The following is a 12,104-nucleotide window of genomic DNA, read 5'->3' on the forward strand; positions in this document are numbered from 1 at the left end:
CACCTGCGGCCGTCAAAAAGGGAGCCAAAAGAGGATCAAGACTTGGGGTGTTGTGCGCCCAAAGCAATTTTGAGCAGGTCGGCCACCGTGTTGGCGCCGAGCTTTTCCATGATGTTGGCGCGGTGCGCCTCGACCGTCTTGATGCTGATACCGAGGTCGTCGGCGATCTGCTTGTTCAAGCGACCGGCAACGATGCGTTGCAGCACCTGCGCTTCGCGGCTGGTCAGGCGCGAGATGAGCGCGTCGCGGCTCATTTGTTCTTGGTACTGCTCGAAGGCTTGCTGCGCTTGAGCCAGCATGCGTTCGACCAGCGCAACAAGAGCGTCTTCTTGGAAAGGCTTTTCGATGAAATCGACCGCGCCTTTTTTCATGGTGGTCACGGCCATCGGCACATCGCCATGGCCGGTGATGAACACCACCGGCAGCGGGCTCTTGCGTTCCAAGAGTCGGTCTTGCAGATCCAAGCCACTCATGCCTTCCATGCGGATGTCCACAATCAGGCAAGCCACTTCACGGGGATCAAAACGGACCAAGAAGGCTTCGGCCGAATCAAAACATTTGACCCGGTAGTCTTTACCTTCAAGCAGCCATTGGAGGGAATCTCGCACGGCCTCATCGTCATCGACGACATAGACAGTGCCTTTTTTGGGTATCAGACTCATGGCGTTTCAGGGCTTATGCAGCGCTATTGGGCGGCGTGCTTGGAGGAATCGGCAAGGTTCCCGACTGGCAACGTAAAGCTGAAGCGACAGCCGGAAATGGCTTCCCCATTGTAGATGTTCTCCGCAGTGATCCGACCCTGATGCGACTCGATGATGGAGCGACAGAGCGACAGTCCGATCCCCAAACCGTCGGCTTTGGTGGAGAAAAAGGCTTCGTACAGGCGTCCAGCCACGTCGTCTTTCATGCCTGGTCCCGTATCACTGACACTGAATTCGATCATCCCGCCTTGGTCAGGTTTGTGACGCGGCGTCACGCGCAGTTCGATATGGCGCCGGTTTTTGGGCATCTGTGCGGTGTCGATGGCTTCGGCGGCGTTTTTGAGCAAGTTCAGCAGCACTTGTTCGATCAAGATCGGATCGACATGTAAAGACGGCAGGCGCTGGGCGACGTAGCTGTGAATCGTGACGCTGCGACGGCGCAGTTCGATGCCGGCCAGTTCTAGCGCGTTTTCCACGATCTGACTGGCTTTGGCTTCTTGGCGCTGGGGCTCGCTCTTTTTCACAAAGGCGCGGATGCGGTGGATGATTTGACCGGCCCGTTGGGCTTGGCGCGAGGTTTTCTCCAAAGCGCCGATCAAGGTGTCTTGATCGATAGAACCCGCTTTGACCCGCGAGACCATGCCGCTGCAATAGTTGGTGATGGCGGTGAGGGGTTGGTTGAGTTCATGGGCGACCGAGGACGCCATTTCACCCATGGTGATCAGTCGGCTTGAGACTTGGGCCCGCTCTGCTTGCAAGGCGGCTTGTTCTTCGAAACGGCGGCGTTCGGTGATGTCGGTGGCAATCAGCATCTGCACCAAACGCCCGTCGGTCCATTGCAGATAACGGGCCCGCACGTCAAACCACTTGTTCATCGCATGCAGGCAGACCTCGTGCGAGTCCACACCGGCATCTGTCAGTTCGGTGATTGAGAGTCCGCCAAGGTCGTCGATGTTCTCCGCTTGCTTGGCTGGGTTTGTCGTGGGTAGGTTGTCTTGTTGGCCCGCGAGCAGGGCGTGCCAGCGCGGATCGGTGTTGAACCACATGCGGTAGGAGCGGTTCACAAAAAGCAGTTCACCATGCGAGACCGTGCAGACCGACACCGCCGCGTCCAAACCTTCAAGCACCGTGGTGAAGCGCTCATGCGCGGCCGTGAGTTGATCGCGGACCCGCTTGGCCTCGGTGATGTTGGTGACGGAGGTCATCCAGCCGGTTTGCTCACCTTGGGGATCGATCAGCGGTGAGACGTACATGCGGGCGTCAAATTGACTGCCGTCTTTGCGCTGGATTTTGACCTCGACGCCGCCAGCAGGCGTGCGACCCGAGAGCTCTTGTTGGAAGAGCCGCGAGTTCTCTTCAATGCGCTCCAAGGGCCAATAAGGGAAGGGTGGCAAGTAGCTGATCAGATCGGCTTCGGAAAAGCCAGTCATCGAGCAAAACGCTGGGTTGACGTAGGTGATGCGCCCTTGCATGTCCATGGCCCGCATGCCGGTCGGCATGGAGTTCTCCATGGCGCGGCGGAAGTTGGTTTCCTGCACAAGGGTGCGCTGGATTTGCAAGCGCCGTTTCATGTGGCGCCACGTGCCGAACAAGGTCCAGACCGTGAGGACGGAGAGCGCCACCACCATCCAGAACAAGGTGTTACCGATCAGGTTGGGCGAGGTCCGATAGCCTTCGCCGCGCAACTGCAAAGACGGACCCACGGGGGCGAAAGGAATGGCGTAGCTCAGGAGTCGCGTGGGCGGTCGGATGGCGTGGGAGGGAATGCCGGCGGTGCTGGCAATGACCTCACCTTGGCTGTTTCGCAAACTCAGCACATGCCGACCAGCAATTTCTGTGGGCACAGCGTGCATCAGGAGCGGCTCGACGTCGATGTCCGCCACCAGCATGCCGGTCAACGTGCCGTGTTCCACCAAGGGCAGGTGCACCTGAAAGACGGTCTGCCCGGGCTCAATGGCAAAGGGTTCTGAATAGCTCAGTAAATGGGTGTCAGCCGCCCGCTGAAAAGCTTGTGACGCCGGATGGCTTGCGGGTGGTTCGGCAGAGAGATAACTGGGCTCAGCCGCACTGCTCAGACCCTCGGGGGGGGGCGTGGCATTGGTGGGATTGGTTGAGAGTGCATAGGCCCGACCGTGACGTTCGGCGTCCAGCCATGCCATGCCAAGAATCTCGGGGTGGCTGCGCATTTGCTGCTGAGCTTGGGTCAGAAACTGAGCCGGTGTGAGGTGATGAGCGATGACCTCATGGGACATCTGGACCCAGTGCTCTTGGGCATCGATCAATTGCAGGCGCATTTGTTGATGCACCAGTTCGATGTCGCGTTTGATCGATTCCTGCTCGCGCTCTTCTTCTTCGTTGTGCAGATACCAAAAAGACGTGGCAATGGCGGCCAGAAAGAGCAAGACCGAAAACAGCGGCACCATCATCGCCATGCGGTCTTGCCGGGCAGGGGAGAGATGCCCCCACCAAGTCAGCAACGCCATACGGGATTGGGACCAGCGCTGGCGCAAGGTCAGAAAAGATGCAGGAGCTTGATCAGAGGCCATGCCTGATTATCGGCCGATCTCTATTTCCATATTGTGAAAAGAATAGGCATCATTTGAAATGTGATCCTGATTGTGCGAGACTCGCGCCCGGTCCCAGCAGAGAACCATATCCTTCGAGGAGACACCATGTCAGCGATGCCCGAGAACCTGCCCAGCAGCTCGATTCCCCAAGACACCGATGTTCAGGAAACCCGTGAGTGGCAAGACGCTCTTGCGGCGGTGATCGGCACCGAAGGGGGCGAACGGGCCCACTTCCTGCTTGAACAACTCATCGATCAGGCGCGCCAAGCGGGCATCGATGTACCGTTCTCGGCCAACACGGCCTACGTCAACACCATTCCCACCGATCAAGAAGAACGTTGCCCCGGCAACATCGAGATCGAAGAGCGCTTGCGCGCTTACATGCGCTGGAATGCCATGGCGATGGTGGTCAAGGCCAATCGTCATAACCCCGAAGACGGCGGCGATCTGGGCGGACACATCAGCTCGTTTGCCTCGGTGGCCACCATGTTTGGCGCCGGTTTCAACCACTTCTGGCACGCCGACAACGGTGTCCACGGCGGCGATTTGCTCTACATCCAAGGCCACTCGGCGCCGGGTATCTACGCTCGGGCCTTCCTTGAAGGCCGCATCAGCGAAGAGCAACTGCTCAACTTCCGCCAAGAAGTCGATGGCCAAGGCTTGTCGAGCTATCCGCACCCGAAGCTGATGCCCGAGTTCTGGCAGTTCCCGACCGTCTCGATGGGTTTGGGGCCTTTGATGGCGATCTACCAAGCACGTTTCCTCAAGTACCTGCACGCCCGGGGCATTGCTGATACCGCTCAGCGCAAGGTCTGGGTGTTCTGCGGCGACGGCGAGATGGACGAGCCCGAATCGCTTGGCGCCATCGGCTTGGCAGCGCGTGAAAAGCTCGACAACCTGATCTTTGTCGTCAACTGCAACTTGCAACGCCTTGACGGCCCGGTGCGCGGCAACGGCAAGATCGTCCAAGAGCTGGAAGGTGAATTCCGGGGCGCGGGTTGGAACGTGATCAAGCTGCTTTGGGGCGGCTACTGGGATCCGCTTTTGGCCCGTGACAAGGACGGCCTGCTGCGCAAGGTGATGATGGACACGCTCGACGGCGACTATCAAGCCTTCAAAGCCAACGACGGTGCTTTTGTGCGCAAGAACTTCTTTGGCAAGCATCCCAAGCTGCTAGAGATGGTGGCGAAGATGAGCGACGAAGACATCTGGCGCTTGAACCGGGGCGGCCACGATCCGCAAAAGGTCTACGCCGCCTATCACGCTGCCGTGAACCACCAAGGTCAGCCGACGGTGCTCTTGATCAAGACCGTCAAGGGCTACGGCATGGGCAAGTCGGCCGAGGGCAAGAACACCGCCCACCAAGCCAAGAAGCTGACGGATGACGACATCCGCGCCTTCCGCGACCGCTTCAGCATCCCGATCACCGACGAAGAACTGCCGAGCCTGCCGTTCTACAAGCCGGCCGAGCACACGCCCGAGATGCAGTACCTGCAAAAGCGCCGCGCCGAGCTCGGAGGCTACTTGCCCAAGCGCCGCACCAAGGCTGAAGAGCAGTTCACCGTGCCGTCGCTCGAAACCTTTGCCGCCGTGCTGGAGCCGACGGTGGCGGGGCGCGAGATCTCGACCACCCAAGCCTATGTGCGTTTCCTGACCACCTTGCTGCGCGACAAGGCCTTGGGACCGCGTGTGGTGCCGATTCTGGTCGATGAGGCGCGCACCTTTGGCATGGAAGGGCTGTTCCGTCAGATCGGGATCTACAACCCTGCGGGCCAGCAGTACACCCCGGTCGATAAAGACCAAGTCATGTACTACCGCGAGGACAAGGCCGGTCAGGTGCTGCAAGAAGGCATCAACGAAGCCGGCGGTATGGCCAGCTGGATCGCCTCGGCCACCTCGTACAGCACGAACAACCGGGTGATGATCCCGTTCTTCGTTTACTACTCGATGTTCGGCTTCCAGCGCATCGGCGACTTGGCGTGGGCAGCTGGCGACATGCAAGCGCGCGGCTTCTTGTTGGGCGGCACCTCCGGGCGCACCACCTTGAACGGCGAAGGCTTGCAGCACGAAGACGGCCACAGCCACATCTTGGCCGGCACGATCCCGAACTGCGTCTCCTACGACCCGAGCTTCGCCCACGAAGTGGCGGTGATCATGCAAGACGGCTTGAAGCGCATGGTGGAGCGCCAAGAAAACGTCTTCTACTACCTCACCTTGCTCAACGAGAACTACGCCATGCCGGGCCTGAAGCCGGGCACCGAGGCGCAGATCCTGAAGGGCATGTACTTGCTCGAAGAAGGCGCTGCTGGGGCGGGTCCGCGTGTCAACTTGCTGGGCTCGGGCACGATCTTGCGCGAGTCGATGGCGGCGCGCACCCTTTTGGCGGCCGACTGGGGCGTCTCGGCCAACGTCTGGAGTTGCCCGAGCTTCAACGAGCTGGCGCGGGACGGCCAAGCCGCTGAACGCTACAACTTGCTCCATCCCCAAGGCGAAGCCCAAGTGCCATTTGTCACCCAGCAGTTGCAGCCCTTTGACGGCCCGGTGGTGGCTTCGACCGATTACATCAAGAGCTACGCCGAGCAAATCCGTGCATTCGTGCCCGCCGGTCGCAGCTACAAGGTGCTGGGCACCGACGGCTTTGGTCGCAGTGACTTCCGCTCCAAGTTGCGTGAGCACTTTGAGATCAACCGCCACTACATCGTGGTCGCAGCTCTGCGTTCCTTGGCCGATGAGGGTGTGATCCCGCTGGCCAAGGTCGCCGAGGCGATTGCCAAGTACGGCATCAAGACCGACAAGATCAACCCCCTGTACGCCTGAAGCGCGACCCACGGAGACACGACATGGCACTGATTGAAGTGAAAGTCCCCGACATCGGCGACTTCAAAGATGTGGCGATCATCGAGTTGCTGGTCAAGGTGGGTGACACCATCAAAGCCGAGCAAAGCCTGATCACGGTCGAAAGCGACAAGGCCTCGATGGAAATCCCCAGCTCACACGCCGGGGTGATCAAAGCGCTGAAGGTCAAGCTGGGCGACACCGTCAGCGAGGGCTCGGCGCTGCTGATGCTGGAGGTGGCGGGGGCGGCGGAAGCTGAGAATAGCCCTTCGACAAGCTCAGGGCGAACGGATACCGGGCGAACGGAGACGGAGAAGAAAGCCGTTCGGGCTGAGCCTGTCGAAGCCCCCGCACCCGTTGTTCCTCTGGGCACGTCCTCAGCGATTCCTCCCTCGTCCCCAACCGCTCTGCCTCACGCCAGCCCCAGCATCCGCAAGTTGGCGCGTGAGTTGGGCGTGCCGTTGACCGAGGTGGGGGGGTCGGGTCCGAAGGGCCGGATCACGCAGGGCGATGTGCAGGGCTTCGTCAAGGGCGTGATGACGGGTGCTGTGCAGACTGCGGCCCAAAAAGCCAAGGCTCCGGCAACTGCTCCAGCAGCCACGGCGGCGGGGGACGCCTTCCCAGGGCTCTTGCCTTGGCCGAAGGTCGATTTCGCCAAGTTCGGTCCGATCGAGCGCAAGGATCTGTCGCGCATCAAGAAAATCAGCGGGGCGAACTTGCACCGCAACTGGGTCTTGATTCCGCACGTCACCAACCACGACGACGCCGACATCACCGACCTCGAAGCTTTCCGCGTCCAGCTGAACAAGGAAAACGAGAAGTCCGGCGTCAAGGTGACGATGCTCGCGTTCATGATCAAGGCTGCCGTAGCTGCCCTGAAAAAGTTCCCCGAGTTCAACGCCTCGCTCGACGGCGACACCTTGGTGCTGAAGAGCTATTTCCACATCGGCTTTGCGGCTGACACACCCAACGGCTTGATGGTGCCGGTCATCAAGGACGCCGACAAAAAAGGCATCTTGCAAATCAGTGCTGAGATGAGCGAGTTGGCCAAGAAGGCCCGCGACGGCAAGCTCGGGCCGGCTGAGATGACGGGTGGCTGCTTCTCGATCTCGTCCTTGGGCGGCATCGGCGGGCGCTATTTCACGCCCATCATCAACGCGCCCGAAGTGGCGATCATGGGCGTGTGCAAGAGCGCCATCGAGCCCAAGTGGGACGGCAAGGCCTTCCAGCCGCGCCTGATGCTGCCGCTGTCTCTGAGCTGGGATCACCGCGTCATCGACGGCGCGGCTGCCGCCCGTTTCAACGTCTACTTCGCATCGCTGCTGGCGGACTTCCGCCGCATCGTGCTCTGAGCGCAAGGGAAGCACGACATGGCAACGATCAATATCCAAGTTCCCGACATCGGGGATTTCAAAGACGTGGGCGTGATCGAAATCTTGGTCAAGGTGGGTGACACCATCAAAGCCGAGCAAAGCCTGATCACGGTCGAAAGCGACAAGGCCTCGATGGAAATCCCCAGCTCACACGCCGGGGTGATCAAAGAGCTGAAGGTCAAGCTGGGTGACACCGTCAACCAAGGGACGGTGATGGTGGTCATGGAGGTGATGGAGGTGGCGGGTGACCTTGCAGCGACACCCTCACCCCAACCCTCTCCCTTGAAGGGCGAGGGGGTAAGTCAGATTCCTCCCTCGCCCCTTGGGGGAGAGGGCCGGGGTGAGGGCTTGATGGCCTCGACCTATGCCGGACCAGCCGACGTTGAGTGCGACCTCCTCGTCCTCGGCGCGGGCCCCGGCGGCTACTCGGCGGCGTTCCGGGCGGCGGATCTGGGCCTCAAGGTGGTGATCGTCGAGCGCTACGCCACCTTGGGCGGCGTGTGCTTGAACGTGGGGTGTATTCCCTCCAAAGCGCTGCTGCATGTGGCCGCTGTGATGGACGAAGTGAGCCACCTGGGTGCTTTGGGCGTGGCGTTTGGTGCGCCGGTGGTCAACATCGATCAGCTGCGCGCGCACAAAGAAAAAGTCATCGCCAAGTTGACGGGTGGCTTGGCGGCGATGGCCAAGATGCGCAAGGTGACGACCGTGCGCGGCGTGGGCCAATTCCTGGACCCGTACCACGTGCAGGTTGAGGAAACCACTGGAAGCGGCACTGAACGCGCCGGCAGCAGCAAGGTGATCAAGTTCAAGCACGCCATCATCGCGGCGGGTTCGCAGTCGGTGAAGTTGCCGTTCTTCCCCGAAGACGAGCGCATCGTCGATTCAACCGGCGCGCTGGCGCTGCAAGCTGTGCCAAAGAAGATGCTGATTGTGGGCGGCGGCATCATCGGCTTGGAAATGGGCACGGTCTACTCCAGCTTGGGCGCGCGCCTTGATGTGGTCGAAATGCTCGACGGCCTGATGCAAGGCGCGGACCGCGATCTGGTCAAGGTCTGGGAAAAGCTCAACAAGCCGCGCTTTGACAACATCCTGTTGAAGACCAAAACCGTCGGGGCTGAAGCCACGCCGGAGGGCATCAAGGTGACGTTCGAAGCGCAGGACGGTAGCAAAAGCGAAGGCCTGTACGACTTGGTCTTGCAAGCCGTGGGCCGCACACCCAATGGCAAGAAGATCGGGGCCGACAAAGCCGGCGTGGCGGTGACGGAGCGCGGCTTTATCAACGTCGATCTCCAGATGCGCACCAACGTGGCCCACATCTTTGCCATCGGTGACATCGTCGGCCAGCCGATGCTGGCGCACAAGGCGGTGCATGAGGCGCATGTGGCCGCTGAAGTCATCGCCGGCACCTTGAAGGGCGACGACAAGCTGGCCAAGAGCGCCTTTGACGCCCGTGTCATCCCGTCGGTGGCCTACACCGATCCGGAAGTGGCTTGGGTGGGTCTGACCGAAGACCAAGCCAAGGCCCAAGGCATCAAGGTCAAGAAGGGCCTGTTCCCTTGGACCGCTTCGGGCCGGGCGATTGCCAACGGTCGCGACGAAGGCTTCACCAAGCTGCTCTTCGATGACTCCCCCGAAGCCCACGGCCACGGTCGCATCTTGGGCGGCGGCATCGTCGGCACCCACGCCGGCGACATGATCGGCGAGATCGCCTTGGCGATTGAAATGGGCGCGGACGCGGTGGACATCGGCAAGACCATCCACCCGCACCCGACGCTGGGCGAGAGCATCGGCATGGCGGCGGAAGTGGCGCACGGCAGCTGCACGGATTTGCCGCCGGGGAAGCGGTAAAGAGGTAACGAGGTTAGCTTGCGGCGCTGCGCGCTCGCGCTGGGGTGGGGGTCTGGGCTGGACTGCGACCGAAGCGCAAATGGGTGATGTCGGTTGGGGCAAACATGCCCCAGATCCATTCAAAAAAGACGCGCATGCGCCGGCCTGTCGAAGGCATCTGGTTCAGGTAATAGGCGCGCCAGATCAGCCAAGCTGGAAGGCCAGTCAGCCGCAAGCGGCCGATCTGCGCCACGCCCTTGAGGTGACCCATCGAAGCCATCATGCCCACCGAGCGATGTGTGAAGGCTTGGGTCGGGCGCTCGGCAACGGCAGCGCTTAGGTTCTCGGCCAGCAGCTGGGCCTGTCGGATGGCGAACTGAGCGGTCGGTGGCGCAGTGGCTCCGCTGCGCCCATTGGGCACACAGGCGCAGTCGCCCAGCGCCCAGACCCCGTCGTGGCCTGGCACCGATAGATCGGCGGCGGTGACGATGCGGCCCTGCGTCATCGGCAGCCCCAGCTGCAGGGCCAGCGGTTGGGGGCGCACACCTGTGGTGGCGATGACGGTGCGTCCAGCCAAGGAGCGTCCGTCATCCAGATCGACGCCGTCGATGCGTACCTGTTGCGCGCGCACTTTCAGCAGCACATCGACGCCGCGTGACTTCAGCGACTGCTCGGCCGCTTCTCCCAAGGGGGCCGGCAGCTCAGGCAAAAGACGTCCACCCGAATGCAGGAGGCTGACGTTGAGCTCCTGCGCCTGCACCTCCGGGTAGTAGCGACGCATGCTTTGCAGGCAGTCAACCAGTTCACCGGCCACCTCGACCCCCGAGAAACCGCCGCCGATGATGATGAAATGACCCAGCTCGCGCCGCAGCACCGGGTCGGGCTCCAGCTCGATGCGGGCTAGTCGGCGCAGCACGGTGTTGCGGATATGCATGGCATCGCCGACGGTTTTGAGCGGCAGGGCCTGTTCCGCCATGCCCGGCATCAGATCGAGCCGTGCAGCACTGCCGAAGGCCAGCACCAGATGGTCCCAAGGCAGAACCCGATCCCCGGCCAGCGTGTGACAACGCAGGGTGCGCGCCGACCAATCGACGCTGCGCACCTCGCCCATCACGAAGCGCCGGCCCGGCGCAGGGCGCAGCATCTCCCGCACCGGCACCACCACCTGTTCGGGAAAGACCGACGCGCCGACCGCTTCCGGCAGCATCGGGTTGAACGTGGTGTAGCTCTCGTCGGACAGCAGGGTCAGGTCGATGGCTGGGCCGCGCCAGCGACGCAATGTGCGCGCCAGAGTGGTGCCCGCAAAGCCGGCACCGATGATCACGATGCGCAGGCTTGGGGCATCGGGGCCGAGCGCTTCAGGGGCGGAAGGCTCTACGGGTTCTGCGATGGGGCTTGAAGGATTCATGCCCCGGTGCGTTGCACGAATCGTGCTCAAGGACTTCAGCGCTGGCCGCGCAGCCCTTACTGGGGTTGTGCGGCCTCTATTTGGTTCAGTGCCGTTGCGTATCGTGGCTCATCCGGCATGGCCAAAGTCAGGCGCTGGTACAAACGGCGCGCATGGGTGAGATGGTCTTGTGCGTCAGCGGCCAAGCCTTGTTGTGCAAGCGTGCGGCCAAGGTGCCACTCACCAGCGGCCAACACTTCGAGCGCAGTCACCGTTTCGCCATACCGGGCGATCAAATCTGTCGCCAGTTCGACTTCGGCCGCAAAAGCTTGCTGCGCTTCATCCAACCGATCCATCCCTTGGGCCACATGGCCCAGCCTTTCCATGGAGATCGCCAGATCGCGCAGGCGCTCAGGGGTTTTGCCAAAGTCAGCCATCAAGGCACGGGTGATCTGTTCACTCTCGCGGTAGGCTTGTTGTGCTTCATCCAACTGCCCCAACGCTTGGGCCACATCGCCCAGTTTGTTCATGGAAACCGATAAATCGCGCAGGCGCTCAGGGGTTTTGCCAAAGTTATCGATCAGGGCACGAGCTAGCTTTTCGCTCTCTCGGTAGGCCTGTTGTGTCTCATCCAACCGCCCCATTGCTTGGGCCACATTGCCCAGTCGATTCATGGAAACCGACAGATCGCGTAGACGTTCAGGGGTTCTACCAAAGTCAGCTACCAAGGAGCGAGTGAGCTGCTCGCTTTCAAGGTAGGCCTGTTGCGCTTCATCCGGCCGACCCAACGCTTGGGCCACATCGCCCAACCTTTCCATGGAGATCGACAGGTCGCGCAGCCGCTCAGGGGTCTTGCCAAAGTCATCGATCAGGGTACGAGCTAGTTTTTCGCTCTCTCGGTAGGCCTGTTGTGCTTCATCCACTCGCCCGAGCGCTTGGGCCACGCCGCCCAGTTTGTTTATCGAGACCGACAGGCCACGCAAGCGCTCAGGCGTTTTACCAAACTCGGATAGCAGTGTGCGACGCAGCCTCTCGCTCTCTTGGTAGGCTTGTTGAGCCTCATCCAACCGCCCCAACGCTTGGGCTACATTGCCCAGTCTTTCCATAGAGACAGACAGATCGCGTAAGCGTTCAGGGGTTTTGCCAAAGTCAGCGACCAAGGAGCGAGTGAGCTGCTCGCTCTCGCGGTAGGCTTGTTGTGCTTCATCCAGCCGCCCTAACGCTTGGGCTACATTGCCCAGTCTTTCCATAGAGACAGACAGATCGCGTAGGCGTTCAGGGGTTCTACCAAAGTCAGCGACCAAGGAGCGAGTGAGCTGCTCGCTCTCGCGGTAGGCTTGTTGTGCTTCATCCAGCCGCCCTAACGCTTGGGCTACATTGCCCAGTCTTTCCATAGAGACAGACAGATCGCGTA

At 61.1% G+C, this 12,104-nt stretch carries 6 protein-coding genes and 1 pseudogene; 3 read left to right on the plus strand and 4 right to left on the minus strand.

What is annotated here, in order from left to right; all coding sequences use genetic code 11:
• Positions 1-35 precede the first annotated feature (35 nt).
• Positions 36-662, minus strand: coding sequence for a response regulator transcription factor (locus tag AB3X39_RS08470; RefSeq protein ID WP_369416928.1), 627 nt, complete (start codon positions 660-662; stop codon positions 36-38).
• Between the two features lie 23 nt (positions 663-685).
• Positions 686-3,247, minus strand: coding sequence for a PAS domain S-box protein (locus AB3X39_RS08475; RefSeq protein ID WP_369416929.1), 2,562 nt, complete (start codon positions 3,245-3,247; stop codon positions 686-688).
• 126 nt (positions 3,248-3,373) lie between these two features.
• On the opposite strand from AB3X39_RS08475, the gene aceE reads away from it, so the two are divergent.
• Genes aceE through lpdA form a run of 3 tightly spaced genes read left to right on the plus strand, consistent with a single transcriptional unit; the run spans position 3,374 to position 9,324 of the window.
• The gene (gene aceE / locus AB3X39_RS08480; RefSeq protein WP_369416930.1) at positions 3,374-6,085 is read left to right on the plus strand and encodes a pyruvate dehydrogenase (acetyl-transferring), homodimeric type; all 2,712 of its coding nucleotides are present in this window, start codon (positions 3,374-3,376) and stop codon (positions 6,083-6,085) included.
• 23 nt (positions 6,086-6,108) lie between these two features.
• Positions 6,109-7,455 carry a dihydrolipoyllysine-residue acetyltransferase gene (gene aceF, locus AB3X39_RS08485; protein WP_369416931.1) on the plus strand — a complete coding sequence of 449 codons (1,347 nt, stop codon included), beginning with the start codon at positions 6,109-6,111 and terminating at the stop codon, positions 7,453-7,455.
• 18 nt (positions 7,456-7,473) lie between these two features.
• Positions 7,474-9,324: a dihydrolipoyl dehydrogenase gene (lpdA, locus tag AB3X39_RS08490; RefSeq protein ID WP_369416932.1), complete on the plus strand. Its 1,851-nt coding sequence runs from the start codon at positions 7,474-7,476 to the stop codon at positions 9,322-9,324.
• A gap of 13 nt (positions 9,325-9,337) precedes the next feature.
• Here the strand turns inward: lpdA and AB3X39_RS08495 are convergent, their stop codons facing one another.
• Both AB3X39_RS08495 and AB3X39_RS08500 read right to left on the minus strand, forming a co-directional pair.
• Positions 9,338-10,711 (minus strand): NAD(P)/FAD-dependent oxidoreductase, encoded by a 1,374-nt coding sequence (locus AB3X39_RS08495; RefSeq protein WP_369416933.1) that lies wholly within the window; start codon positions 10,709-10,711, stop codon positions 9,338-9,340.
• A 56-nt stretch (positions 10,712-10,767) separates the two neighbouring features.
• Positions 10,768-12,104: pseudogene (locus tag AB3X39_RS08500) on the minus strand (tetratricopeptide repeat protein); the annotation flags it as partial.

Source organism: Leptothrix ochracea (assembly GCF_041083635.1).
Lineage (GTDB): Bacteria > Pseudomonadota > Gammaproteobacteria > Burkholderiales > Burkholderiaceae_C > Sphaerotilus > Sphaerotilus ochraceus.